The organism is Streptomyces argenteolus (assembly GCF_042902585.1).
Taxonomy (GTDB): domain Bacteria; phylum Actinomycetota; class Actinomycetes; order Streptomycetales; family Streptomycetaceae; genus Streptomyces; species Streptomyces argenteolus.
In genome coordinates this window covers 686,188-712,424 of the sequence record NZ_JBIBEG010000003.1, presented here as the reverse complement: position 1 = coordinate 712,424, position 26,237 = coordinate 686,188, and the positions used below count along the sequence as shown (strand labels likewise).

Annotated in this window: 23 protein-coding genes and 1 riboswitch; of the genes, 20 read left to right on the top strand and 3 right to left on the bottom strand. The window is 71.0% G+C overall.

The features are described 5' to 3' along the window. Positions 1-149: 149 nt before the first annotated feature. Together ACFY8O_RS15600 and galE are read right to left on the bottom strand one after the other, a co-directional pair. Positions 150-1,091 (bottom strand): cation diffusion facilitator family transporter, encoded by a 942-nt coding sequence (locus ACFY8O_RS15600; RefSeq protein WP_387902340.1) that lies wholly within the window; start codon positions 1,089-1,091, stop codon positions 150-152. A 147-nt stretch (positions 1,092-1,238) separates the two neighbouring features. Continuing rightward, the gene (gene galE, locus ACFY8O_RS15595; protein WP_387902338.1) at positions 1,239-2,258 is read right to left on the bottom strand and encodes a UDP-glucose 4-epimerase GalE; all 1,020 of its coding nucleotides are present in this window, start codon (positions 2,256-2,258) and stop codon (positions 1,239-1,241) included. Positions 2,259-2,563: 305 nt separating this feature from the next. Between galE and ACFY8O_RS15590 the strand changes: the two genes are divergently transcribed. From ACFY8O_RS15590 to ACFY8O_RS15500, 19 genes are all read left to right on the top strand, one after another. Next, a complete protein-coding gene (locus ACFY8O_RS15590) occupies positions 2,564-4,318 on the top strand; it encodes a DUF5941 domain-containing protein (RefSeq protein ID WP_387902336.1) in 1,755 nt (584 codons plus the stop codon). After that, positions 4,315-5,052 (top strand): phosphocholine cytidylyltransferase family protein, encoded by a 738-nt coding sequence (locus ACFY8O_RS15585; RefSeq protein WP_145805862.1) that lies wholly within the window; start codon positions 4,315-4,317, stop codon positions 5,050-5,052. The genes ACFY8O_RS15590 and ACFY8O_RS15585 overlap by 4 nt, the downstream gene beginning before the upstream one ends. Beyond that, positions 5,040-6,101, top strand: coding sequence for an iron-containing alcohol dehydrogenase family protein (locus ACFY8O_RS15580; protein WP_387902333.1), 1,062 nt, complete (start codon positions 5,040-5,042; stop codon positions 6,099-6,101). The genes ACFY8O_RS15585 and ACFY8O_RS15580 overlap by 13 nt, the downstream gene beginning before the upstream one ends. Next, positions 6,079-6,858 (top strand): CDP-alcohol phosphatidyltransferase family protein, encoded by a 780-nt coding sequence (locus tag ACFY8O_RS15575; RefSeq protein WP_145805858.1) that lies wholly within the window; start codon positions 6,079-6,081, stop codon positions 6,856-6,858. Before ACFY8O_RS15580 ends, ACFY8O_RS15575 begins: the two co-directional genes overlap by 23 nt. Positions 6,859-6,866: 8 nt before the next feature. Next, positions 6,867-7,739 (top strand): glycosyltransferase family 2 protein, encoded by an 873-nt coding sequence (locus ACFY8O_RS15570; protein ID WP_387902329.1) that lies wholly within the window; start codon positions 6,867-6,869, stop codon positions 7,737-7,739. A 108-nt stretch (positions 7,740-7,847) separates the two neighbouring features. Next, positions 7,848-8,777 carry an ABC transporter permease gene (locus tag ACFY8O_RS15565; RefSeq protein ID WP_145805854.1) on the top strand — a complete coding sequence of 310 codons (930 nt, stop codon included), beginning with the start codon at positions 7,848-7,850 and terminating at the stop codon, positions 8,775-8,777. Beyond that, a complete protein-coding gene (locus tag ACFY8O_RS15560) occupies positions 8,770-9,555 on the top strand; it encodes an ABC transporter ATP-binding protein (protein ID WP_145805852.1) in 786 nt (261 codons plus the stop codon). The genes ACFY8O_RS15565 and ACFY8O_RS15560 overlap by 8 nt, the downstream gene beginning before the upstream one ends. 417 nt (positions 9,556-9,972) lie before the next feature. Beyond that, on the top strand, positions 9,973-10,893 hold the full coding sequence (hpnC, locus tag ACFY8O_RS15555; RefSeq protein WP_145805850.1) for a squalene synthase HpnC: 921 nt from the start codon (positions 9,973-9,975) through the stop codon (positions 10,891-10,893). A gap of 29 nt (positions 10,894-10,922) precedes the next feature. Next, positions 10,923-11,843, top strand: coding sequence for a presqualene diphosphate synthase HpnD (gene hpnD, locus ACFY8O_RS15550; RefSeq protein WP_387902325.1), 921 nt, complete (start codon positions 10,923-10,925; stop codon positions 11,841-11,843). 121 nt (positions 11,844-11,964) lie between these two features. Further along, the gene (hpnE, locus tag ACFY8O_RS15545) at positions 11,965-13,347 is read left to right on the top strand and encodes a hydroxysqualene dehydroxylase HpnE (RefSeq protein ID WP_387902322.1); all 1,383 of its coding nucleotides are present in this window, start codon (positions 11,965-11,967) and stop codon (positions 13,345-13,347) included. After that, positions 13,344-14,447: a polyprenyl synthetase family protein gene (locus ACFY8O_RS15540; protein WP_145805845.1), complete on the top strand. Its 1,104-nt coding sequence runs from the start codon at positions 13,344-13,346 to the stop codon at positions 14,445-14,447. The genes hpnE and ACFY8O_RS15540 overlap by 4 nt, the downstream gene beginning before the upstream one ends. A 104-nt stretch (positions 14,448-14,551) precedes the next feature. Then, positions 14,552-16,567 carry a squalene--hopene cyclase gene (gene shc / locus ACFY8O_RS15535; protein ID WP_145805843.1) on the top strand — a complete coding sequence of 672 codons (2,016 nt, stop codon included), beginning with the start codon at positions 14,552-14,554 and terminating at the stop codon, positions 16,565-16,567. A 4-nt stretch (positions 16,568-16,571) separates the two neighbouring features. After that, a complete protein-coding gene (locus ACFY8O_RS15530) occupies positions 16,572-17,225 on the top strand; it encodes a phosphorylase family protein (RefSeq protein ID WP_145805841.1) in 654 nt (217 codons plus the stop codon). A gap of 6 nt (positions 17,226-17,231) precedes the next feature. After that, the gene (gene hpnH / locus ACFY8O_RS15525; RefSeq protein WP_145805839.1) at positions 17,232-18,251 is read left to right on the top strand and encodes an adenosyl-hopene transferase HpnH; all 1,020 of its coding nucleotides are present in this window, start codon (positions 17,232-17,234) and stop codon (positions 18,249-18,251) included. Positions 18,252-18,255: 4 nt separating this feature from the next. Then, a complete protein-coding gene (ispG, locus tag ACFY8O_RS15520; RefSeq protein ID WP_387902318.1) occupies positions 18,256-19,425 on the top strand; it encodes a flavodoxin-dependent (E)-4-hydroxy-3-methylbut-2-enyl-diphosphate synthase in 1,170 nt (389 codons plus the stop codon). A 25-nt stretch (positions 19,426-19,450) separates the two neighbouring features. Then, positions 19,451-21,361, top strand: coding sequence for a 1-deoxy-D-xylulose-5-phosphate synthase (gene dxs, locus ACFY8O_RS15515; protein ID WP_387902316.1), 1,911 nt, complete (start codon positions 19,451-19,453; stop codon positions 21,359-21,361). Beyond that, entirely contained in the window at positions 21,358-22,755 is a 1,398-nt protein-coding gene (locus ACFY8O_RS15510) for an aspartate aminotransferase family protein (protein ID WP_387902313.1), read from the top strand. The genes dxs and ACFY8O_RS15510 overlap by 4 nt, the downstream gene beginning before the upstream one ends. A gap of 85 nt (positions 22,756-22,840) precedes the next feature. After that, the gene (locus ACFY8O_RS15505) at positions 22,841-23,455 is read left to right on the top strand and encodes a helix-turn-helix domain-containing protein (RefSeq protein ID WP_387902310.1); all 615 of its coding nucleotides are present in this window, start codon (positions 22,841-22,843) and stop codon (positions 23,453-23,455) included. Positions 23,456-23,523: 68 nt separating this feature from the next. Continuing rightward, positions 23,524-23,697 (top strand): DUF6126 family protein, encoded by a 174-nt coding sequence (locus ACFY8O_RS15500; RefSeq protein WP_387902307.1) that lies wholly within the window; start codon positions 23,524-23,526, stop codon positions 23,695-23,697. 10 nt (positions 23,698-23,707) lie between these two features. Here ACFY8O_RS15500 and ACFY8O_RS15495 read toward each other — a convergent pair whose 3' ends face one another. Beyond that, positions 23,708-24,532, bottom strand: a complete 825-nt coding sequence (locus ACFY8O_RS15495) for a tyrosine-protein phosphatase (protein WP_387902305.1) — start codon at positions 24,530-24,532, stop codon at positions 23,708-23,710. 449 nt (positions 24,533-24,981) lie between these two features. Beyond that, positions 24,982-25,158: riboswitch (cyclic di-AMP (ydaO/yuaA leader) on the top strand. A 4-nt stretch (positions 25,159-25,162) separates the two neighbouring features. Here ACFY8O_RS15495 and ACFY8O_RS15490 point away from each other — a divergent pair. Then, positions 25,163-26,080, top strand: a complete 918-nt coding sequence (locus ACFY8O_RS15490) for a M23 family metallopeptidase (protein WP_387902302.1) — start codon at positions 25,163-25,165, stop codon at positions 26,078-26,080. Positions 26,081-26,237 lie beyond the last annotated feature (157 nt).

The window sequence follows — 26,237 nt, the reverse complement described above, 5'->3', positions numbered from 1 at the left end:
GTTCCCGGCCTCGTGCGCCGGACCCCTCGAGTGCGGTCAAGTCTGCCGTACAAAAGCCGCCTGTCCGTACTTCGGGTACGGGCATGTCCAGCCTGCGGGTGGGCCGGGACCGGGCTCCGGCGCGCACTCCGGCACGCGGGCGGCGCACGTCAGTGGCAGAGCCGGGCCTCGTGCTCCGCGTGCCCGCTCGGCTCCAGCTGGAAGGTGCAGTGCTCGACGTCGAAGTGATGACCGAGGCACCCCTGCAGGTCGTGCAGGAGCTTCTCGTGCCCGATCGAGTCCAGCATCTCCTGGTGCACCACCACATGGGCGGAGAGCACCGGCATGCCCGAGGTGATCGTCCAGGCGTGCAGGTCGTGGACGTCCAGCACACCGGGCAGCGCCGTGATGTGGGAACGCACCTCCTCCATGTCCACGCCCTTGGGGGCCGACTCCAGCAGCACGTCGAGCGTCTCCCGCAGCAGCTTCACCGTACGGGGCACGATCATGAGGCCGATCAGCAAGGAGGCGACGGGGTCGGCGGCCTGCCAGCCGGTGGCCATGATGATGCCCGCCGACACGAGCACGGTCACCGAGCCGAGGGTGTCCGCGACCACCTCGAGATAGGCGCCCCGCACGTTGAGGCTGTCCTGCTGCCCGCGCACCAGCAGCGACAGCGAGACGACGTTGGCGACCAGGCCCACGGCGGCGAACGCGACAGTCAGTCCGCCCCTGGTCTCCGCGGGGGTGATGAAGCGGTCGACCGCCTCGAAGACCAGATAGCCCCCGACGCCGAGGAGCAGCAGGCAGTTGGCGAGCGCGGCGAGGATCTCGGCCCGGGCGAAGCCGAAGGTGCGGTTCGGGCCGGCGGGCCTGTTCGCGAAGTGGATGGCCAGCAGCGCCATGCCGAGGCCCAGCGCGTCGGTCGCCATGTGGGCCGCGTCGGCGATGAGGGCGAGCGAGTCCGCGAGGAGCCCGCCCACGATCTCCATGACCATCACACCGAGCGTGATGCCCAGGGCGACGCGGAGTCTGCCCCGGTACGCGGCGGCGGCCGTCCCCGTCGGGGGCGGCCCTCCGTGCGTGTGCCCGTGATCGTGGCCAGCCCCCATGAGAACGCCTCCGGAACGCGTCGTGACCCTCGACGGGCTCGGACGCACCTCGCCCGATGCCGCCAGTGAACTACGGGGGAGGGGTACGGGGCAACACGGCACTGAACACCGTTGTCATATGCTCTGACCTGCGGAAACGTTCGCAGGTCAGCATGTCGGCCCCGCCGTTCGCTCCCCTTCGGTGCGCGCCTCCGGGTGGCGCAGGCACCAGCCCTCCCAGGCCGACTCCACCATCTCGCGCATCCCGCGCCGCGCGGTCCAGCCCAGCTCCTCGGTCATCCGGGTGGCCGACGCCACGGCCCTGGCCGCGTCCCCGGGCCTGCGCGGCTCGACCACGGGCTCGACGGGCCTCCCGGTGACCTCGGCCACCAGCTCGGCGAGCCGGCGTACGGACACGCCCTCGCCCCGCCCGATGTTGACGGTGAGGTCCCCGCCGCTCCCGTCACGCGCGCCCTCGTCCAGCTTCCGCGCGACGGCGAGATGCGCGTCCGCCAGGTCGGCGACGTGGATGTAGTCGCGCACACAGGTGCCGTCCGGCGTCGGGTAGTCGTCACCGAAGATCCGCGGGGCCTCCCCCCGCGTCAGCCGGTCGAAGAACATGGGCACGACGTTGAAGACGCCCGTGTCGGCCAGCGCGGGCTCCGCCGCGCCCGCCACGTTGAAGTACCGCAGGCAGGCCGTCGAGATGCCGTACGCCTTCCCCGCCGCGCGCACCAGCCACTCCCCGGCGAGCTTGGTCTCGCCGTACGGGTTGATCGGAGCGCAGGGGGTCTCCTCGGTGATGAGCTCGGTGTCCGGGACCCCGTACACCGCCGCCGACGACGAGAAGAGGAACCGCCGCACCCCGGCCGCGACCACGGCCTCCAGCAGCACCGCGAGCCCGGCCACGTTCTCCCGGTAGTACAGCAGCGGCTCCGCGACGGATTCGCCGACCTGCTTCTTCGCCGCGAGATGCACCACACCCGTGACGGCGTGCTCGGCGAGCACCCGGTCGAGCACCGCGCGGTCCGAGGCCGAGCCGCGCACCAGCGTGACCTCCGCCGGCAGCCGCTCCTCGATGCCGGTGGAGATGTCGTCGAGGACGACGACCCGTTCCCCGGCCGCCGTCATGGCCTTCGCCACATGTGCCCCGATGTAACCGGCCCCGCCTGTGATCAACCACGTCATGGACGTCAGCTTATGCGCTGCGAGGACGCGGTTTGTGGGGCGAGGCGTTGATCGACGATGATGATCGCGAACGGCGCCGCATGATGGCCGGTTCGCCCGAACGGAGCACAAACGGGCGGTGAACTCGGTCTTCCGTTCATCCGATAGCCTCAGCCGACGTGCCGCCGGCCCACCTCCGGGCCGCACTGTCGCGCGCCGTTCCCGTCAGCGCCAAGGAGTGAGTTCGTCTGTCGACCGCCATTCTCACCGGTGCGCCGGTACCCGGGTCGTCACTCGAGGACGATCTGAGGTCACTCGGCTACGACGTGACCGCCGCAGCCGACGCCTCCGAGGCCGCCGAGCTGCTCGCCGCGGTCCCCGCGAGCAGGCGCGTCGCGCTCGTGGATCCCCGCTTCGTCGGCCACGTCCACGCCCTCAGGCTCGGACTCACCGACCCCCGCTTCGCCGCCGCCGCGATCCCCGGTGCGCTCACCGCGCAGCCCGAGGCACGTGCCGCGCTGCTGCGCGCCCTGCGCCGGGCCGTCGTGGCCGTCGGCGCGGGCAGCCCCGTCGCGCCTCCTGGCGCCGAGCCCGTCACCGAGGACCGCACCGTCCCCGGCCGGCTGGCCGTGGCACTGGACGCGGAGGGCACCCATGTCCAGCGCCCCGAGCTCGGTTCGCTCACGGCCGAGGTGCCCACCGGTCCTGAGGAGCGGGTCGCCGCTCGGGCCGCCGTCGACGCCGTCGACGACGAGGCCGTACGGCTGCGCAGCGCGGTGAAGGCGCACGACGGCTTCTTCACCACCTTCTTCATCAGCCCGTACTCCCGCTACATCGCGCGCTGGTGCGCCCGCCGGGGCCTCACCCCGAACCAGGTCACCACGGCCTCGCTGATCACCGCGCTGATCGCGGCGGGCAGCGCGGCGACCGGCACCCGCGGCGGCTACGTCGCGGCCGGGGTGCTCCTGCTCCTCTCCTTCGTCCTGGACTGCACCGACGGGCAGCTCGCCCGCTACTCGCTCCAGTACTCGACGATGGGCGCCTGGCTGGACGCCACCTTCGACCGGGCCAAGGAGTACGCGTACTACGCCGGCCTCGCCCTCGGCGCGGCCCGTGGCGGCGACGACGTATGGGTCCTGGCGCTCGGCGCGATGGTGCTCCAGGCCTGCCGCCATGTGGTGGACTTCTCGTTCAACGAGGCCAACCACGACGCGGTGTCGAACACGAGCCCGACCGCCGCGCTGTCCGACAAGCTCGACAGCGTCGGCTGGACGGTCTGGCTGCGCCGGATGATAGTGCTGCCCATCGGTGAACGCTGGGCCATGATCGCCGTGCTGACCGCCGTCACCACGCCCCGGATCGTCTTCTACGCCCTGCTCGTCGGCTGCGCCCTGGCCGCCTGCTACACCACGGCCGGGCGGCTCCTGCGCTCGCTGACCCGCAAGGCGCAGCGCACCGACCGCGCGGCCCGCGCCCTCGCCGACCTCGCCGACTCGGGGCCGCTCGCCGAGGGCGTCGGCGCCGTGCTCCGGCGTCCGCGCGGCGGCTTCACGGCCCCGTTCCTCGCGCTCGCCGGGGCTGCCGTGGTCGTCGCCGCCGCCCTGTTCGCCCCGTACGGAGGCTGGCTGACCGTGGGGGCGGCGGCGCTCTACGCGGTCGTCTCCGGGCTGGCCGTCTCGCGGCCCCTCAAGGGCGCCCTCGACTGGCTCGTCCCCCCGGTCTTCCGTGCCGCCGAGTACTGCACCGTCCTCGTGCTGGCCGCCCGCAGCGACGTGCCGCACGCCGTTCCCGCGGCATTCGGCCTGGTTTCGGCGGTCGCCTACCATCACTACGACACGGTGTACCGCATCCGCGGCGGCACCGGAGCACCGCCCCGGTGGCTGGTGCGCACCATCGGCGGACACGAGGGCCGGACCCTGGTCGTGGCCGTCCTCGCCGCCGTGCTGACCGGCGGTTCAGGTTTCACCACGGCGCTCACCGTCCTCGCGGCGGCCGTGGCTCTCGTGGTGCTCGTGGAGTCCATCCGCTTCTGGGTGTCCTCCTCGGCGCCCGCAGTACACGACGAAGGAGAACTCGCATGATCGGCCTCGTACTGGCTGCCGGTGCCGGACGCCGTCTGCGTCCCTACACGGACACGCTGCCCAAGGCCCTGGTGCCCGTGGACGGCGAGAAGACGGTCCTGGACCTGACGCTGGCCAACTTCGCCGAGGTCGGACTCACCGAGGTCGCGGTCGTCGTCGGCTACCGCAAGGAGGCGGTCTACGCCCGCAAGGCCGAGTTCGAGGCGACGTACGGCGTGAAGCTGACGCTCATCGACAACGACAAGGCCGAGGAGTGGAACAACGCCTACTCCCTGTGGTGCGCCCGTGAGGTCCTGAAGCAGGGCGTCATCCTGGCCAACGGCGACACCGTCCACCCGGTCTCCGTCGAGAAGACCCTCCTGGACGCGCGCGGCAAGGGACAGAAGATCATCCTCGCTCTCGACACGGTGAAGACCCTCGCCGACGAGGAGATGAAGGTCATCACCGAGGACGGCAAGGGCGTCAGCCGGATCACCAAGCTGATGGACCCGGCCACCGCGACCGGCGAGTACATCGGCGTCACCCTGATCGAGCCCGAGGCCGCCGAGGAGCTCGCCGACGCGCTGAAGGCCACCTTCGAGCGCGACCCGGACCTCTACTACGAGGACGGCTACCAGGAACTGGTGAACCGCGGCTTCCCGGTCGACGTGGCGCCCATCGGCGAGGTGACGTGGGTGGAGATCGACAACCACGACGACCTCGCCAGGGGCAGGGAGATCGCGTGCCGGTACTGACCCGCCTCATCCCGTCCCCGGTCGTCGTCGACATCCGGTGCGGCGCCATGGACGATCTGGCCGGTCTCCTCGCCGACCAGCGGATCTCCGCGTCGGGCAAGCTCGCCATCGCGATCAGCGAGGGTTCCGGGCGCGCCCTGCGCGAGAGGCTCGCCCCGGTGCTGCCGGGGGCCGACTGGTATCCCGTCACCGACGGCACGATCGACGCCGCGGTGCGGCTGGCCGACGGCATCAAGGGCAACCGTTACGACGCCCTCGTCGGCCTCGGCGGCGGCAAGATCATCGACGTGGCGAAGTACGCCGCGGCGCGCGTGGGCATGCCCATGGTCGCCGTCGCGACGAACCTGTCCCACGACGGCCTCTGCTCCCCGGTCGCGACCCTGGACAACGACAACGGACGGGGCTCCTACGGGGTCCCCACCCCGATCGCCGTGGTCATCGACCTCGACGTGATCCGGGCGGCGCCCGCGCGCTACGTGCGCTCGGGCATCGGGGACGCCGTCTCCAACATCTCGTGCGTGGCCGACTGGGAACTCGCCCATGCGACGCGTGGCGAGGACATCGACGGCCTGGCGGCTGCGATGGCCCGGCAGGCCGGCGAGGCGGTGCTGCGCCACCCCGGCGAGGTCGGGGACGACGCCTTCCTCAAGGTGCTCGCCGAAGGCCTCGTCCTGACCGGCATCTCGATGTCGATCGCCGGCGACTCCCGGCCCGCGTCGGGTGCCTGCCACGAGATCAACCACGCCTTCGACCTGCTGTACCCGAGGCGCGCCGCCAGCCACGGCGAGCAGGTCGGCCTCGGTGCCTGCTTCGCCATGTACCTGCGGGGCGCCCACACGGACGCGCGTGACATGGCCGCCGTGCTGCGGCGCCACCGGCTGCCGGTCCTGCCCGACGAGATCGGCTTCACCACCGAAGAGTTCGTACGGGCCGTCGACTACGCACCGCAGACGCGCCCGGGACGCTTCACGATCCTGGAACACCTCAACCTGTCCACCGACCAGATCAGGGACGCGTACGCCGACTATGCAAAAGCCATCCATAGCTGAACTCCGTCCGGTCGTGCACCCGCCGGGTGTGAAGGACCGGCGCAGCGGCGAGCACTGGGCGGGTCGGCTCTACATGCGCGAGATCTCGCTGCGCATCACCCGGCGCCTGGTGACCACGAAGGTCACGCCCAACCAGCTGACCTACGTGATGACCGTCGCGGGGGTACTCGCGGCTCCCGCCCTGCTGGTCCCGGGCATCCCGGGCGCCCTGCTCGGCGTGGTCGCGGTCCAGCTCTACCTGCTGTTCGACTGCGTCGACGGCGAGGTGGCCCGGTGGAAGAAGCAGTACTCCCTGGCCGGGGTCTACCTGGACCGGGTGGCCGCGTACCTCTGTGACGCGGCGGTGCTGGTCGGCTTCGGCCTGCGCGCCGCAGACCTGTGGGGCACGGGACGCATCGACTGGCTGTGGGCCTTCCTGGGCACGCTCGCCGCACTCGGCGCCATCCTGATCAAGGCCGAGACCGACCTCGTCGGCGTCGCCCGTCACCAGGGCGGGCTGCCGCCCGTCAAGGAGTCCGCGTCCGAGCCGCGCTCCTCCGGCATGGCGCTCGCACGGCGTGCCGCCGGCGCGCTCAAGTTCCACCGGCTGATCCTCGGCATCGAGGCGTCGCTGGTCATCCTGGTGGTGGCCGTGCTCGACACGGTCAGGGACGACCTCTTCTTCAGCCGCCTCGCGGTCGCCGTGATGGCCGGCATCGCCCTTCTCCAGACCGTCCTGCACCTGGTGTCGATCCTGGCGTCCAGCAGGCTGAAGTGAGCTCTCCCATGAAACTCGGCGCAGTCATCATCACCATGGGCAACCGCCCGGAGGAACTGCGTGCCCTTCTCGACTCGGTCGCCAAGCAGGACGGCGACCGGATCGAGGTGGTCGTCGTCGGCAACGGGGCCCCGGTGCCCGACGTCCCCCCGGGCGTCCGCACCGTCGAGCTGCCCGAGAACCTGGGCATTCCGGGCGGCCGAAACGTCGGCATCGAGGCGTTCGGCCCGTCCGGAGCCGATGTGGACGCACTGCTCTTCCTCGACGACGACGGGCTGCTCCCCAACACCGACACCGCCGAGCTCTGCCGGCAGGCGTTCGAGGCGGACCCGAAGCTCGGCATCATCACCTTCCGCATCGCGGACCCGGAGACCGGGGTCACGCAGCGTCGGCACGTGCCGCGGCTGCGCGCCTCCGACCCGATGCGCTCGTCCCGTGTCACGACGTTCCTCGGCGGCGCGAACGCCGTACGCAGCCAGGTGATCGCGGAGGCCGGCCCGCTCCCCGGCGAGTTCTTCTACGCCCACGAGGAGACCGACCTCGCCTGGCGCGCCCTGGACGCCGGCTGGATGATCGACTACCGCGCGGACATGGTGCTCAACCACCCCACCACCGCGCCCTCGCGGCACGCGGTCTACCACCGCATGGTGGCCCGCAACCGGGTCTGGCTCGCCCGCCGGAACCTCCCCGTCCCGCTCGTCCCCGTGTACGTGGGCGTCTGGCTGCTGCTCACGCTGGTGCGCAGGCCCTCCCTGCCCGCGCTCAAGGCGTGGTTCGGAGGCTTCCGCGAAGGCTGGACGACGCCCTGCGGACCCCGGCGCCCCATGAGGTGGCGTACGGTATGGCGGCTGACCAGACTGGGCCGGCCGCCGGTGATCTGAGAGGCTCTCCTCTGAGACCATGAGCCGTACTCATTTCGTACGGGGTACCTGTCCGCCTTGGCCGCGCCCGCGACCGGCAGCGCATTGTGAAGACGAGAGTTCTTAACTGTGAGTGACACGACCCACGACGGCGGGATTGCGCTGAGCAGCCCGCCGTCCGCCGACGAAGGGCTCAGCGCTTCCCAGCTGGCCGACAAGTACGGCCTGACGGTGAGCGGTGCCCGGCCCGGGCTGTTCGCGTACCTGGGACAGCTCTGGGGCCGCAGGCATTTCATCCTGGCGTTCTCGCGGGCCAAACTGACCGCGCAGTACAGCCAGGCCAAGCTCGGTCAGCTGTGGCAGGTGGCGACGCCGCTGCTGAACGCGCTGGTCTACTTCCTGATCTTCGGCCTGATCCTGGGCACGCGGAAGGGGATGAGCCAGGAGGTCTTCATCCCGTTCCTGGTGACCGGAGTCTTCGTCTTCACCTTCACCCAGAGCTCGGTCATGGCGGGGGTGCGCTCCATCGCGGGCAACCTCGGCCTGGTGCGGGCCCTGCACTTCCCCCGCGCCTCCCTGCCCATCTCGTTCTCGCTCCAGCAGCTCCAGCAGCTGCTGTACTCGATGATCGTGCTGCTGGCCGTGGCGGTGGGCTTCGGAAGCTATCCCACGCTCTCCTGGCTGCTGGTCGTCCCGGCGCTGGCGATGCAGTTCTTCTTCAACACCGGTCTCGCGCTCGTCATGGCGCGCCTCGGCAGCAAGACCCCCGACCTCGCCCAGCTGATGCCCTTCGTCATGCGTACCTGGATGTACGCGTCGGGCGTCATGTTCTCCATCCCCGTGATGCTGGCCGACAAGCCGCAGTGGATCGCGGACGTGCTCCAGTACAACCCGGCGGCCATCTACATGGACCTGGTCCGGTTCGCGCTGATCGACGGCTACGGCTCGGAGAACCTGCCGGACCACGTCTGGGCCGTCGGGCTCGCCTGGTCGCTCGTGGTGGGCGTCGTGGGCTTCGTGTACTTCTGGAAGGCAGAGGAACGGTACGGCCGTGGCTGAGCAAGCGTCCCAGGGACACATCCCGACCGTGATCGCGGACGACGTGCACATCGTGTACCGGGTCAACGGGACGGGCGGCGGAAAGGGCAGCGCCACCGCGGCGCTGAGCCGGATAATGCGCCGGGGCAAGGGTGAGCCCCGTGGCGTACGCAAGGTGCACGCGGTGCGCGGTGTCTCCTTCACCGCCTACCGCGGCCAGGCCATCGGCCTCATCGGAACCAACGGTTCGGGCAAGTCCACCCTGCTCAGGGCCATCGCCGGACTGCTGCCGACCGAGCACGGCAAGGTGTACACGGACGGCCAGCCGTCGCTGCTCGGCGTCAACGCCGCGCTGATGAGCGACCTGACCGGTGAGCGCAACGTCGTGCTCGGTGGTCTCGCCATGGGCATGAGCCGCGAGGAGATCCGCGCGCGCTACCAGGACATCGTCGACTTCTCCGGGATCAACGAGAAGGGCGACTTCATCACCCTGCCGATGCGGACGTACTCCTCGGGCATGGCGGCGAGGCTCCGCTTCTCGATCGCCGCGGCCAAGAACCACGACGTCCTGATGATCGACGAGGCGCTGGCCACCGGTGACCGCAAGTTCCGGGTCCGCTCCGAGGAGCGCATCCGTGAGCTGCGCAAGGAGGCGGGCACCGTCTTCCTGGTCAGCCACAACAACAAGACCATCCGGGACACCTGCGACCGGGTGCTGTGGCTGGAGAAGGGCGAGCTCCTGATGGACGGTCCCACCGAAGAGGTGCTCAAGGCGTACGAGCGGGAGACCGGCAAGTAGCTCACGTCCGTGGTGGCCCCCGCCCGAGTGCAGCGGCGGGGGCCACCGCGCTGTCCCGTTCCGGGCGGAGGACCGCTCGGCCCGTCCGGGGCGATCTCCTCCCGGCGGATGACGTCAACTGGCCGCGCTCCGGGGAAGGTTGGCGGGAGTTCAGACGTTGTACGCTCGCGCGCCGCACCCCGGCGCGGCCCTGTGAGCTGTACGACGTAAGCTGTGACGGTGCTGATTCGCGCCAATGTGGGGTGATACGCCCCCCGGCACATCGCCCGTTGCGTGCATGTCGCACTCGGGAGGACGAGCGGCGTGTCCGAAAAGGGATGTTTTGGGTCGGCAGTGTAGAACGGGAGATATGACGGCAATGATGGAAAATCTCCAACTCCGACGTGGTTTCGCCGTCCCCGCGTCGGGTGGTCCGCAGTGACCCCTCCCCAGCAGGCGCGCACCGACGCCGCCGCGACCGGCACGCTGGACAAGGCCACGGACGAGAACTTCCCCGTGGCCCCCTTCTTCCTGCCCCGGGCTTGGCGCGGCGACCTGATGGCCGTCTACGGCTTCGCGCGGCTCGTCGACGACATCGGTGACGGCGACCTGGCGCCCGGCGGCGGGGACGCCCGGCTGCTCGGCGTCGAGGACGGGCGGAGCGACGACAAGCTCGCCCTGCTCGACGCCCTCGAGGCCGACCTGCACCGCGTCTTCGCGGGCTCCGGCGACGGCCCGCGCCACCCCCTGATGCGCGCCCTGCGTCCCACCGTCCGACGCTGCGCCCTCACCCCCGAGCCCTTCCTCGGCCTGGTCGAGGCCAACCGGCAGGACCAGAAGGTCCGCCGCTACGGCACCTACGGCGAGCTGCTGGCCTACTGCGAGCTCTCCGCCAACCCCGTCGGCCGCCTCGTCCTGGCCATCACCGGCACCGCGAGCCCCGAACGGATCCGCCGCTCCGACGCCGTCTGCACGGCGCTGCAGATCGCCGAACACCTGCAGGACGTCGCCGAGGACCTCGGCCGCGACCGGATCTACCTGCCCGCCGAGGACATGGAGCGCTTCCACGTCACCGAGGCGGACCTCGCCGCACCGTCCGCCAACGCCTCCGTGCGCGCCCTCGTCGCGTTCGAGGCGGAGCGGGCCCGGGAGCTGCTCGACGAAGGCATCCCCCTGGTGGACAGCGTGCACGGCCGGCTCAAGGTGCTGCTCGCCGGTTTCGTCGGCGGAGGGCGCGCGGCGCTCACCGCGATCTCGGCCGCCGGTTTCGACGTACTGCCCGGACCGCCCAGACCCACCGCGCCCAGACTGCTGCGCGAAATGGGTGCCGTCCTGCGAAGAGCGCACAGAGAGGGGTGAGCCGGACCGTGGAGGGACAGACGACGTACATGTCGGCACCGGTACAGGCCGCGTACAGCTACTGCGAGGCCGTCACCGGACAGCAGGCCCGTAATTTCGCGTACGGCATCCGGCTGCTGCCGTACGAGAAGCGGCAGGCCATGTCGGCGCTGTACGCCTTCTCCCGTCGGGTCGACGACATCGGCGACGGTGAGCTGGACGTGGAGACCAAGCACGCCCGGCTGGCGGACACCCGCAAGCTGCTCGACCGGATCCGGGACAAGGCGGTGGAGGAGGACGACACCGACCCGGTCGCGGTCGCCCTCGCCGACGCCGCCCAGCGCTTCCCGCTCCCGCTCGGTGGACTCGACGAGCTCATCGACGGCGTCCTGATGGACGTGCGCGGGGCGACCTACGAGACCTGGGACGACCTGAAGCTGTACTGCCGGTGCGTCGCGGGCGCCATCGGGCGACTCAGCCTGGGCGTCTTCGGCGCGGAGCCGGGAGCGCCCGGCTCCGAACGCGCCGCGGAGTACGCCGACACCCTCGGCCTCGCGCTCCAGCTCACCAACATCCTGCGCGACGTGCGGGAGGACGCGGGCAACGGCCGCACCTACCTCCCGGCCGACGACCTCGCGAAATTCGGCTGCTCCGCCGGTTTCCGCCGGGCCACCCCGCCGCCCGGGTCCGACTTCTCCGGTCTGGTGCACTTCGAGGTCCGGCGCGCCCGGGCACTCTTCGCCGAGGGGTACCGGCTGCTGCCCATGCTGGACCGGCGCAGCGGTGCCTGCGTGGCGGCCATGGCCGGTATCTACCGCCGGCTCCTGGACCGCATCGAACGCGACCCCGAGGCTGTGCTGCGCGGGCGGGTCTCGCTCCCCGGCCACGAGAAGGCCCTCGTGGCCGTGCGTGGTCTGTCCGGTCTCGACGCGCGGTACATCTCGCGCCGGACGGCCAGGGGGAGGGTCTGATGACGGGCCGGAACCGTCCCGGGTGCGGGCCGCGGGCAACCCCCGGGGCCCCCGGCGCGTCCCACACTGCGACGAAGCGACGGAAGCGGCCGTGCGCGGCGGCACGGCGAAGGGGGCAGGCATGACCGGCCGGAGCCCTCACCGCGCCGTGGTCGTCGGCGGCGGCCTCGCGGGCGTCACCTCGGCGCTGCGCCTCGCCGACGCCGGGGTCGACGTGACCCTGCTCGAAGGCCGCCCGCGGCTCGGTGGCCTCGCCTTCTCCTTCCGGCGCGGCGACCTCTCCGTCGACAACGGCCAGCACGTCTACCTGCGCTGCTGCACCGGCTACCGCTGGTTCCTCGACCGCATCGAGGGCAGCCACCTCGCTCCGCTGCAGGACCGCCTCGACGTGCCCGTACTCGACGTCGGCCGGCCCGCCGGGCCGAGGCTCGGACGGCTGCGCCGCACCGCACTGCCCGTGCCCCTGCACCTCGCCGGGGGACTCGCGGCCTATCCGCACCTCTCCCTCGCGGAGAAGGCCGGTGTCGCCAGGGCAGCGCTGGCACTCGGCCGTCTCGACCCCGCCGACCCCGCACTCGACGGCATCGACTTCGCCACCTGGCTCCGCCGTCAGGGCCAGTCGCAGCGCACCATCGAGGCCCTCTGGGACCTCGTCGGCGTCGCCACGCTCAACGCCACCGCGCCGAACGCCTCGATGGCGCTGGCCGCGATGGTCTTCAAGACGGGGCTCCTCTCCGAGCCGGGCGCCGCCGACATCGGCTGGGCGTCCGTGCCGCTCGGGGACCTCCACGACACCCTCGCCCGCAAGGCGCTCGAGTCCGCGGGCGTACGCGTCCACCTGCGCACCCGGGCCGCCTCGCTGACCCGCGCCGAGGACGGGCGCTGGGCCGTCGGGACGTACGGCGAGCGGATCGAGGCGGACACCGTCGTCCTCGCCGTGCCGCAGAGGGACACCCACCGGCTGCTGCCCGAGGGCGCGCTCGACGACCCCGGCCGGCTGCTCGACCTCACGGACGCGCCGATCCTCAACGTCCACGTCGTCTACGACCGCAACGTGCTGCGCAGGCCCTTCTTCGCCGCCCTCGGCTCACCCGTGCAATGGGTCTTCGACCGCACCGCCTCCTCCGGGCTCCAGGGCGGCGGCCAGTATCTCGCGGTGTCCCAGTCCGCGGCGGGCGACGAGATCGACCTGCCCGTCGCCGAGCTGCGCAGACGCTACCTGCCCGAGCTGGAGCGGCTCCTCCCGGCGGCGCGGGGAGCGGGCGTCCGCGACTTCTTCGTCACCCGCGAACGCACGGCGACCTTCGCCCCCGCGCCGGGCGTGGGACGCCTGCGGCCGGGCACGCACACCCGGGCCCCCGGTCTGCACCTGGCGGGAGCATGGACCGCCACGGGCTGGCCCGCCACGATGGAGGGTGCGGTCCGCAGCGGCTTCACCGCCGCGGAGGCCGCGCTCCAGGCACTCGGCCGGCCCCACGAACATCCGCTGCAGGAGGCGGCATGAGCAGTACCACCGGAACAAGAGGAGAGTCTGTGACCCCGGCGAATCCGGCTTCCGACACCGTGGCGGACACCACGGACGTCACCGCGCTTCTGGAGCGCGGAAGGGCCCTGTCAGCGCCGGTGCTGCGAGCAGCCGTGGAGCGGCTCGCGCCGCCCATGAACACCGTCGCGTCCTACCACTTCGGATGGATCGACGCCCAGGGCAGGCCCGCCGACGGCGACGGCGGCAAGGCGGTGCGCCCCGCGCTGTCCCTGCTGTCCGCCGAGGCGGCGGGTGCGCCTCCCGAGGCGGGGATCCCCGGCGCCGTCGCCGTCGAGCTCGTGCACAACTTCTCACTGCTGCACGACGACCTCATGGACGGTGACGAGCAGCGCCGTCACCGCGACACCGTCTGGAAGGTGCACGGCCCCGCCCAGGCCATCCTCGTCGGCGACGCGCTCTTCGCGCTGGCCAACGAGGTCCTGCTGGAGATCGGCACCGCGGAGTCCGGCCGGGCGGCCCGGCGCCTGACCACGGCGAGCCGCAAGCTGATCGACGGCCAGGCGCAGGACATCTCCTACGAGCACCGCGAGCGGGTCACCGTCGAGGAGTGCCTGGAGATGGAGGGCAACAAGACGGGCGCCCTGCTCGCCTGCGCCGTCTCCATCGGCGCCGTGCTCGGCGGCGCCGACGACCGCACGGCGGACGTCCTGGAGGCGTACGGCTTCCACCTCGGCCTCGCCTTCCAGGCCGTCGACGACCTGCTCGGGATCTGGGGCGACCCGGAGGCCACGGGCAAGCAGACGTGGAGCGATCTGCGCCAGCGCAAGAAGTCCCTGCCCGTCGTCGCCGCGCTGGCCGCGGGCGGACCCGCCTCCGAGCGCCTCGGCGAGCTGCTCGCCGCCGACGCCAAGAGCAGCGACTTCGACAGCTTCTCCGAAGAGGAGTTCGCCGCCCGCGCGGCACTCATCGAGGAGGCGGGCGGCCGCGAGTGGACCGCCCAGGAAGCCCGCCGTCAGCACGCGGTAGCCATAGAGGCGCTGCACGGCGTCGACATGCCGGAACATGTGCGCGCGCAGCTCACCGCGCTCGCCGACTTCGTCGTCGTACGAAAGAGATGATCATCATCCAGATATGACTCGCAGTCGCCGGCGGGCGCCCCACGGGGCGCCCACCGACGGAGACCCCAGCACAGCAGAGGACCAGACTGCACGAAGGGGAAGCCATGACAGCGACGACCGACGGAAGCACCGGGGCCGCGAACCTCCGCGCGGTCCCGGCCAGCGATCCGACCGAATCGACCAGCGCCGCGGACGACACGCTCGCCGTCGCGCGACGGGCCGCGGAACGCTCGGTGGAGCACCTCCTCGGCAGGCAGGACGAGCAGGGCTGGTGGAAGGGCGACCTCGCCACCAACGTCACCATGGACGCGGAGGACCTGCTGCTCCGTCAGTTCCTGGGAATCCAGGACCCGGACACCGTCAAGGCGGCGGCCCGCTTCATCAGGGGCGAGCAACTCGGCGACGGCACCTGGAACACCTTCTACGAGGGGCCGCCCGACCTCTCCGCCACCATCGAGGCGTACGTCGCCCTCCGGCTCGCCGGAGACCGGCCCGACGACCCGCACATGATCAGGGCGGCCGGCTGGGTCAGGGAGCAGGGCGGCATCGCGGAAGCCCGGGTCTTCACCCGGATCTGGCTCGCCCTCTTCGGCTGGTGGAGGTGGGAGGACCTGCCAGAGCTCCCGCCCGAGCTGATGTTCTTCCCGAAGTGGGTCCCGCTCAACATCTACGACTTCGGCTGCTGGGCCCGCCAGACCATCGTGCCGCTCACCATCGTCTCCGCCCTGCGGCCCGTCCGCCCGGCGCCGTTCACGCTGGACGAACTGCACACCGATCCCGGCTGCCCCAATCCGGCCAGGCCCACCGCCCCCGCGACCAGCTGGGACGGCGTCTTCCAGCGCCTGGACAAGGCGCTGCACCTCTACCACCGGATCGCCCCGCGCAGACTGCGGCGTACGGCGATGAACGCGGCGGCCCGCTGGATCATCGAACGCCAGGAGAACGACGGCTGCTGGGGCGGTATCCAGCCGCCCGCGGTGTACTCCGTCATCGCCCTCCATCTCCTCGGATACGACCTGGACCACCCCGTGATGCGGGCGGGGCTCGCTTCGCTCGACCGGTTCACCGTCTGGCGCGAGGACGGCGCCCGCATGGTCGAGGCCTGTCAGTCCCCGGTCTGGGACACCTGCCTGGCCACCATCGCCCTCGCCGACGCCGGGGTCAGCCCCGACCATCCGGCGCTCGTGAGGGCGGCCGACTGGATGCTGGGTGAGGAGATCGTCCGGCCCGGTGACTGGTCCGTACGCAGGCCCGAACTGGCCCCGGGCGGCTGGGCCTTCGAGTTCCACAACGACAACTACCCCGACATCGACGACACCGCCGAGGTCGTCCTGGCGCTGCGCCGGGTCCGCCACCCGGACCCCTCCAGGGTCGAGGCGGCCATCGAGCGTGGGGTGCGCTGGAACCTCGGCATGCAGTCACGCGACGGTGCCTGGGGCGCCTTCGACGCGGACAACACCAGCCCGTTCCCCAACCGGCTGCCGTTCTGCGACTTCGGTGAGGTCATCGACCCCCCGTCGGCGGACGTCACCGGCCACGTGGTCGAGATGCTCGCGGTCGAGGGCCGCGCACAGGATCCCCGTACCCGGCGGGGCATCGCATGGCTGCTCGCCGAACAGGAGGCGAGCGGCGCGTGGTTCGGGCGCTGGGGAGTCAACTACATCTACGGCACGGGTTCGGTCGTGCCCGCGCTCATCGCGGCCGGGCTTCCCGCCGCCCATCCGTCCGTCCGGCGGGCCGTCGACTGGCTGAGGTCCGTCCAGAACGACGACGGCGGCTGGGGCGAGGACCTGCGGTCCTACCGCGAGGAGAAGTGGATCGGCCACGGGAGTTCGACCGCCTCCCAGACGGCCTGGGCGCTCCTCGCGCTGCTCGCGGCCGGCGAGCGGGACACCAGGACGGTGGAACGGGGGGTCGCCTGGCTCGCCGAGACCCAGCAGGCCGACGGCTCCTGGGACGAGCCGCACTTCACCGGAACCGGCTTCCCCTGGGACTTCTCCATCAACTACCACCTCTACCGGCAGGTCTTCCCCCTGACCGCGCTCGGCAGGTACGTGTACGGCGATCCGTTCGCCCTCGCGGGCGGCGTGGGCGCCGTCGAGACCGGCGGGGGGGCCTGATCCGATGGGCGGTACGCAAGGACCGCCCGCCCCCGCCACGCCGCTGCTGATCGCCTGCGCGCTCGGCATCGAGCGGCTCGCCCTGCGCACGGGCAGGGCGAGCCGTGCATCCGGGCCCGTGAGCGTCATCAGGACGGGGATGGGCCCCCGGGCCGCGGAGAGCGCCGTCCTGCGGGCGCTGGCCCGGGACGGCGCGGCGGGCGCGGCGGTCATCGCCTCCGGATTCTGCGCCGGGCTCGCACCCGGCATGCACCCGGGGGACCTCGTCGTGGCCGACGAGACCCGGGACGGCGCGGCCGTCACGGTGTGCACGGGGACCGGCGTACTGGTCGACGCGCTGACCAGGGCGGTCCCTGGCCGTACCGTGCACACCGGTCCGCTCACGGGCTCCGGGCACGTCGTGCGGGGACCTGAGCGGGCCGGTCTGCGCGCCACCGGGGCCATCGCGGTGGACATGGAGTCCGCCGCCACGCTGCGCACCGCTCTGCGGACCGGGCCGCGCCCGGTTGCGGCCGTACGGGTGGTCGTGGACGCTCCAGAGCATGAGCTCGTCCGTATCGGCACGGTCCGCGGTGGAATATCGGCATTCCGCGTTCTTCGTGCCGTGCTTCCGGCTTTCCATGAATGGCACCGATCTTTGCTGCTCCCCAGGAGGTGAGCCCAGATGGCCATGCCGCTCCGTCAGTCCATCAAGGTTGCGACGTATCTCTTCGAACAGAAGCTCCGCAAGCGCGAGAAGTTCCCGCTGATCGTCGAGCTGGAGCCCTTGTTCGCCTGCAATCTCGCGTGCGAGGGCTGTGGGAAGATCCAGCACCCGGCGGGAGTGCTCAAGCAGCGCATGCCGGTCGCTCAGGCGGTGGGGGCGGTGCTCGAATCAGGTGCCCCGATGGTCTCCATCGCCGGCGGTGAGCCGCTGATGCACCCTCAGATCGACGAGATCGTCAGACAGCTGGTCGCGAAGAAGAAGTACGTCTTCCTCTGCACCAACGCCATGCTGATGCGCAAGAAGCTCGACAAGTTCACCCCGTCGCCCTATTTCGCGTTCGCCGTGCACATCGACGGACTGCGCGAACGGCACGACGAGTCGGTCGCCAAGGAAGGCGTCTTCGACGAGGCGGTGGAGGCGATGAAGGAGGCCAAGCGGCGCGGCTTCCGGGTCACGACCAACTCCACCTTCTTCAACACCGACACCCCGCAGACCGTCATCGAGGTCCTCAACTACCTCAACGACGAGCTGAAGGTCGACGAGATGATGATCTCGCCCGCCTACGCCTACGAGAAGGCGCCCGACCAGGAGCACTTCCTGGGCGTCGAGCAGACCCGTGAGCTCTTCAAGAAGGCCTTCGCGGGAGGCAACCGGAACCGCTGGCGGCTCAACCACTCCCCGCTGTTCCTGGACTTCCTGGAGGGCAAGGCCGACTTCGCGTGCACGGCCTGGGCGATCCCCAACTACTCGCTCTTCGGCTGGCAGCGGCCCTGCTACCTGATGAGCGACGGATACGTCCCCACCTACCGGGAGCTCATCGAGGACACCGACTGGGACAAGTACGGCCGGGGCAAGGACCCGCGCTGCGCCAACTGCATGGCGCACTGCGGGTACGAGCCCACCGCCGTCCTCGCCACCATGGGGTCGCTGAAGGAGTCCCTGCGAGCGGCACGGGAGACCGTCGGCGGGAGCCGGTGACGTCATGACCACAGGAGAACCGGTTGCCCTGGGTCTCCCCGCCCTCCCGGCCCGGCCGCTCGCGGTGCGCCGCCCCTCGCGGCGCATCCAGGTCGGGTCGGTGGCGGTCGGTGGGGACGCACCGGTGTCGGTGCAGTCGATGACGACGACGCGTACGTCGGATGTCGGTGCGACGTTGCAGCAGATCGCGGAGCTGACGGCGTCGGGTTGCCAGATCGTGCGGGTGGCGTGCCCGACGCAGGACGACGCGGACGCGCTGGCGACGATCGCGAGGAAGTCGCAGATCCCGGTGATCGCGGACATCCACTTCCAGCCGAAGTACGTCTTCGCGGCGATCGACGCGGGGTGTGCGGCGGTCCGGGTGAATCCGGGCAACATCAAGCAGTTCGACGACAAGGTCAAGGAGATCGCGAAGGCGGCGGGTGACGCGGGTACGCCGATCCGGATCGGTGTGAACGCGGGGTCGCTGGACGCGCGGTTGCTGAGGAAGTACGGGAAGGCGACGCCGGAGGCTCTGGTGGAGTCGGCGCTATGGGAGGCGTCGCTGTTCGAGGAGCACGGTTTCCGGGACATCAAGATCTCGGTGAAGCACAACGATCCGGTCGTGATGGTGAACGCCTATCGTCTGCTGGCGGCGCGCAGTGACTATCCGCTGCATCTGGGTGTGACGGAGGCGGGTCCGGCGTTCCAGGGGACGATCAAGTCGGCGGTGGCGTTCGGCGCGCTGCTGTCGGAGGGGATCGGGGACACGATCCGGGTGTCGCTGTCGGCTCCTCCGGCGGAGGAGGTCAAGGTCGGGCTGCAGATCCTGGAGGCGCTGAATCTGAAGCAGCGGCGTCTGGAGATCGTGTCGTGTCCGTCGTGCGGGCGTGCGCAGGTGGATGTGTACAAGCTCGCGGACCAGGTGAGTGCGGGTCTGGACGGGCTCGAGGTCCCGCTGCGGGTCGCGGTGATGGGTTGTGTGGTGAACGGTCCGGGTGAGGCGCGTGAGGCGGACCTGGGTGTGGCGTCGGGCAACGGCAAGGGCCAGATCTTCGTGAAGGGCGAGGTCATCAAGACCGTCCCGGAATCGAAGATCGTGGAGACCCTCATCGAGGAAGCCATGAAGATCGCGGAACAGATGGAGGAGACGGGAACCCCCACCGGGGCTCCGGCGGTGACCGTGAGCCGATGACAGGACCAGAGAGAGGGGCCCGAGCGTGACGTTGCTGGAATCCATCAAGGGGCCGCAGGACCTCAAGGCGCTGAGCCGGCCGGAACTCGGTGAACTCGCCGAGGAGATCAGGGTGTTCCTCATCCGGGCGGTCGCCAGGACGGGCGGTCACCTCGGCCCCAACCTCGGAGTCGTCGAACTCTCCATCGCCCTGCACCGGGCCTTCGACTCGCCCGTGGACCGCATCCTGTGGGACACGGGGCACCAGAGCTACGTGCACAAGCTCCTGACGGGACGCCAGGACTTCTCCAAGCTGCGCGGCAAGGGCGGGCTCTCCGGATACCCCTCGCGCGAGGAGTCGAGGCACGACGTCATCGAGAACTCGCACGCCTCCACGGTGCTCGGCTGGGCCGACGGCCTCGCCAAGGCCAACGAGGTGCTGGGGCGCCCGCACCACGTCGTGGCGGTGACCGGCGACGGGGCGCTCACGGGCGGCATGGCCTGGGAGGCGCTGAACAACATCGCGGCGGCCGGGGACCGCCCCCTCATCATCGTGGTCAACGACAACGAGCGCTCCTACGCCCCGACGATCGGTGGCCTCGCGAACCACCTGGCCACCCTGCGCATCACCGACGGCTACGAGCGCTTCCTGGCCTGGGGCAAGACGGTGCTCCAGCAGACGCCGGTCATCGGACAGCCTCTGTACGGCTCGCTGCACGGAGCGAAGAAGGGATTCAAGGACACCTTCGCCCCGCAGGGCATGTTCGAGGACCTGGGCCTGAAGTACGTCGGCCCCGTCGACGGGCACGACGTCGAAGCCGTCGAGTCCGCCCTGCGCCGGGCGAAGCGCTACCACGGGCCGGTCCTGGTGCACTGCATCACCGAGAAGGGCCGGGGTTTTCCGCCCGCGCTGGCCGACGACGCCGACCGCTTCCACACCGTCGGCCGGATGGACCCCCTGACCTGTGAGCCACTCGTGGTGCCCGCCGCGCCCTCCTGGACCTCCGTGTTCGGCGACGAGATCGCCGAGATCGGCGCCGGACGACCGGACGTCGTCGCGATCACCGCGGCGATGCTGCACCCGGTGGGGCTGACCCGGTTCGCCGAGGAGTTCCCCGGCCGGATCTGGGACGTCGGGATCGCCGAGCAGCACGCGGCGGTCTCCGCGGCGGGACTCGCCACCGGCGGGCTGCACCCCGTCGTCGCCGTCTACGCGACCTTCCTCAACCGGGCCTTCGACCAGCTGCTGATGGATGTCGCCCTGCACAGGTGCGGGGTGACGTTCGTCCTGGACCGGGCCGGCGTCACCGGGACCGACGGGCCCTCGCACAACGGCATGTGGGACATGTCCGTGCTCCAGGTCGTGCCCGGTCTGCGGATCGCGGCCCCGCGTGACGCCGAGCGGCTGCGTGAGGAACTGCGCGAGGCCGTAGACGTCGACGACGCGCCGACCGTGATCAGGTTCCCCAAGGAGCCGGTGGGGGAGCCGATCGCCTCCCTCGGCAGGATCGGCGGGATGGACGTGCTGCACAGGGCCACGGACCCCGACGTCCTGCTGGTGGCCGTCGGGGCCCTCGCCCCGGTCTGTCTCCAGGCCGCCGACCTCCTCGCCGCCTCCGGCGTCCACTGCACGGTCGTGGACCCCCGCTGGGTCAAGCCGGTCGACGGAGCACTGCCCGGTCTCGCGGCGCAGCACGGGCTGGTCGCGGTCGTCGAGGACAACAGCCGGGCGGGCGGCGTCGGTTCGGCGGTCGGGCAGGCGCTGCGGGACGCGGACGTCGACGTGCCGCTGCGGACGTTCGGCATCCCCGAGCAGTTCCTCGCGCACGCCGGGCGCGGCGAGGTGCTGGCCGACATCGGGCTCACGCCGGTGGAGATCGCCGGACGGATCGGCGCCGTGCTGGAGCGGCGCGCGGCAGACCAGGAGCAGAGTGTGCGGAAGGAGAGCGGCGCATGAAGGACGAACGGCGGGAAGGGTTCGATCTGACGCGGCTGCTGGAGGAGCGCGGCGCCGAACGCTACGAGCTGCACACCCGGCACCTGAACCACCAACTGCCGCGCATGCTGCGCACCATCGGCTTCGACAAGGTCTACGAGAGGGCCGAGGGAGCCCACTTCTGGGACGCGGAGGGCAACGACTACCTGGACATGCTCGCCGGCTTCGGGGTGATGGGGCTCGGCCGGCACCACCCCGTCGTACGCCAGGCGATCCACGACGTCCTGGACGCCTCGCTCGCCGACCTCACCCGCTTCGACTGCCAGCCCCTGCCCGGTCTGCTCGCCGAGAAGCTGCTGGCGCACAGCCCGCACCTGGACCGGGTGTTCTTCGGCAACAGCGGTACGGAGGCGGTCGAGACCGCGCTGAAGTTCGCCAGGTACGCCACCGGCAGGCCCAGGATCCTCTACTGCACCCACGCCTTCCACGGGCTGACGACGGGCTCGCTCTCGGTCAACGGGGAGAAGGGGTTCCGCGACGGCTTCGCCCCCCTGCTCCCCGACACCGCGATCGAGCTCGGCGACCTCGACGCCCTGCGCCGTGAGCTGAAGCGCGGGGACGTGGCGGGCCTGGTCGTCGAGCCGATCCAGGGCAAGGGCGTCCACGCCGCGCCGCCCGGCTTCCTCCGGGCGGCCCAGGAACTGCTGCACCGGCACAAGGCCCTGCTGATCGCCGACGAGGTGCAGACCGGGCTGGGCAGGACCGGCGACTTCTACGCCTACCAGCACGAGGAGGGGGTCGAGCCCGATCTGCTCTGCGTGGCCAAGGCCCTCTCCGGTGGCTACGTACCGGTCGGCGCGACGCTCGGCAAGGACTGGATCTTCAAGCGCGTCTACTCCTCCATGGACCGCGTCCTCGTCCACTCCGCGAGCTTCGGATCGAACGCGCAGGCCATGGCGGCCGGGCTCGCCGTTCTCGCGGTGATGGAGCAGGAGGAGACCGTCGCGAACGCCCGGCGCACCGGAGATCTTCTGCGGGAGCGGCTCTCCGCGCTCGTGGGCCGCTACGAGCTCCTGCACGAGGTGCGCGGTCGCGGACTGATGATCGGCATCGAGTTCGGCCGGCCCTCCTCGCTCAAGCTCCGCAGCCGCTGGACGATGCTCCAGGCGGCACGCAAGGGCCTCTTCGCACAGATGGTGGTGGTGCCGCTGCTCCAGAAGCACCGGATCCTCACCCAGGTCTCCGGTGACCACCTTGAAGTGATCAAGCTGATCCCGCCGCTGATCATCGGAGAGGCGGAGGTCGACCGCTTCGTGACCGCGTTCACGGCCGTCATGGACGACGCGCACAGCGGGGGCGGGCTGATGTGGGACTTCGGCAGGACACTGGTCAAGCAGGCCGTCGCCAACCGGTGAGGGGTGTGCCTCCCACGTCATGGGAGGGGTTTGCCTCTGAGGCAATAAACTTGCCTCAGAGGAAAGATCCTGGCCCAATGGAGGCATGAATCCTTCTGACGAAGGGGCGGCCGACGAACTCCCAGGGGTCGCGCCCCGTCTGCGCGACCTTCGCCGCAACCGCGGTCTGACCCTGGAGGCCGCGGCCGGGCGGGCGGGACTCTCGCCCGCCCACCTCTCCCGGCTCGAGACGGGCCGCAGGCAGCCCTCGCTGCCCATGCTGCTCGGGCTCGCCAGGGTCTACGGTACGACCGTCTCCGAGCTGCTGGGGGAGATGCCGCCCGAACGTGACGCGATCGTCCGCGGCGGCCCCCTCGACGGCGCGCCGGGCGGCGACGGCGGCTGGCTCTACCGGCAGGCCGGCGGTTCGGGGCGTGCGATGCAGGCGCTGCGCGTACGCGTGCCGTACGGCACCGAGGGCGACCTCGTGCGCGTCCACCCCGGGGAGGAGTGGCTGTACGTCCTCGACGGCCGGCTGCGCGTCGTACTCGGGGAAACCGTCCACGACCTCGATCCGGGGGACAGCGCACACTTCGACTCGCTCACCCCGCACCGGATCGCCGCGCTCCACGTCGGTGGGGCCCGGCTGCTCTTCGTCCACACGCTGCTGCAGAGCCCCACCGCGGAGCTGTGCCTCGGCGGCGGGGCCCACCGCCTCTGATACGGCACGCGCCCCAGCCTGCCGACCCCTTGTCACCCCGGCCCGGACGGCCGGAAGAGAGGACTGCCATGTCCGATTCCGAGCACTACGACCCGCTCACCCCCCGCAGGCGGGAGGGCGCGGACACGCAAGAGCGCAGGATGCCCCGCGGCGTGGTCATCCGGCTCATCGCCTACCTGGTGGCCGGGCACGTCATCGCGGCGTTCCTCTTTCTCCTCTTCAGTGTGGCGGGCAAAGGCTGACCGCCACGCCTCAGGCCACCTCGACGAGGCGCTCGCGGAGCTTCTCGCGGGTCGCCGGGGTGATCTTCAGCCCTTCGAGGAGATAGCGGTCGGTGCCGCCCCAGACCTCGTCGATGGTCGCGAACGCCGCCGCGAGGTAGTCGGGGTGGGCGCCAAAGAGCGGATTGAGTAGTTCCATCACCTCGTCCGACATGCCCGCCGACGAGGTGTCGCTCCGCCGCACCTTGTAGCGGCGGTGCGCGTCGTTGGACTTGAGGTAGTCGGCCTCGATGGCCTCCTTCTCCACCCCGACGGCCAGCAGCGCGACCGCGACGGACAGCCCGGCCCGGTCCTTGCCCGCGGCGCAGTGCATCAGCGCGGGCACGCTGTCCTCGGCCAGCGCGTGCAGTACGCGGCTGTGTTCGGCGGTGCGGTCCTTGATGATCGCGCGGTACGACGCGACCATCCGTGCCGCTCCCTTGCCGTCGGCCAGGATCGAGCGCAGCTGCTGGATGTTGCCGTCGCGCACCAGCCGCCAGAACTCCGCGCCGTCGGCCGGGTCGGAGAGAGGAATGCTGACATTGCGGACACCCGGCAGCTCCACGTCGTAACCGTCGAGCTTGTGGTCCGCCGCGTTGCGGAAGTCGAAGACCGTGTGCAGCCCGAGCCCGGAGAGGAATGCGGTGTCCTCCGCGGTGGCGTGGGCGAGGTGGCCGCTGCGGTAGAGGCGCCCGTGCCGCACCCTGCGGCCGTCCACGGTCGGGAGTCCGCCCACGTCGCGGAAGTTACGGACACCGGTCAGCTCGACGTCCGGCGTCCCGGCGCCGGCCGGCGGGACCTCTGGAAGCTGCGTCACAAGGGCTCCTGTGGTGTCTGGCGTCGGCGTCGCTCGCCGACGGGGGCACGCTCGCGACGATACGACATGGCTGCACCGGCCATTCGTCTCGGGCGCTGCTCGACCGAAAAGGCGGCCCGGGGGGAGGGGTGACGCGATGAATGGAGTCGGCCGGTCTTAGGGATTGACCCAGGGAAACAACTACATGTCCGTATTGGTGCATTTAGAGGAACATGCCCCGCTTGTACGGGAGATGGTGGGAGGTGGGTGAGCGGGATCATATCCGTGACGGTGTGTGGCGGGGACACCCGCGGGTATTCCTGGCGCCGCGCGGAATGCCAAGATCCGTAATCCACGGAGGGTGACGGGAATTCCCCGCAGAAATTGAGGCTGCCATTCCGCCACGCAATCCGTGGCTTGTTCCCGGCGACCCGGCTCGCTTACGGTCACGGTCAATCCGGACGGAACGCCTAATCCTGCCGCCGTCCCGGAATCCGCACCGACATACGTGTGGCAGGAGCGGGGGAACCAGGTAAGCCGCCGGCCGGAGGGATCCGGAACCGGCTCGGGGTCAAGTCGCGCACCGCGCGACCGGGCATCTCCAGTCCGCACCCGACAGCTCACCTCGCAGGCGCCGGAGAGGAATGCCCCATGCCCGCAAAGGGTAAGCACCGCCGTACCAGGACCGGCCCGATCTCCCGCGGCATCCTCGCCGCGGGGACCGGCGGCGCCGTTCTCGCCCTCCCGCTGATCGGTGCCACCGGCGCCAACGCGGCGGAACAGGCCGCACCGGCCGCCAAGCCGGCCGCGCACAGCGCGCCCGCCGCGGCCAAGAGCACCCCGAAGACCTACTCCGTCGTCGCCGGCGACTACCTGGCGAAGATCGCGGCGGAGAAGAAGATCAAGGGGGGCTGGCAGAAGCTCTACAAGGACAACCGTGAGGTCGTCGGCGGGAACCCCAGCCTGATCCAGCCGGGCATGAAGCTGACCCTCGGAGCCAAGGCGTCCGGCTCCGCGGAGGCCGCTCCCTCCAAGGCCACACCGTCCAAGGCCGCTCCCTCCGAGGCGAAGCCCGCCGCCCCGGCCGAGAAGGCTGCCGCCCCGGCGGAGAAGACGGCTGCCACGGCGTCCACCGAGTCCGGTACCTCGGAGGCCGGCGCCTCCGGCTACGCCGCTCCGGTCGAGAACCCCAACGTCACCACCCAGTACCGCGCGTCGGGCGCCAGCTGGTCCAGCGGCTACCACACCGGTTCCGACTTCCAGGCCGCCTCCGGCACCAGCGTCCGGTCCATCGGCCCGGGCACCGTGGTCTCGGCCGGCTGGAGCGGCTCGTACGGCAACGAGGTCGTCATCCAGCACAGCGACGGCATGTACTCGCAGTACGCGCACCTGTCCTCGCTCGAGGTCTCGGCCGGCCAGGCCGTGTCCGGCGGCCAGCAGATCGGTCTCTCCGGCTCCACCGGCAACTCCACCGGCCCGCACCTCCACTTCGAGGTCCGCACCGGCCCGAGCTACGGCTCGGACGTCGACCCGATCGCCTACCTGCGTTCGCACGGCGTCTCCATCTGAGGGACGGCGGTCTGAAGGCGGGGAGAGGGGGGGGGGGGCCCGCCGCCCCCCCCCCCCCCCCCCAACCCCCCCCGGAAAAAAAAAAAAACGGGGGGGGTTATTAACACCCCCCCACCCCCACAAAAAGTCGCCGGAGGGACCAACCCAACGGGGCGGT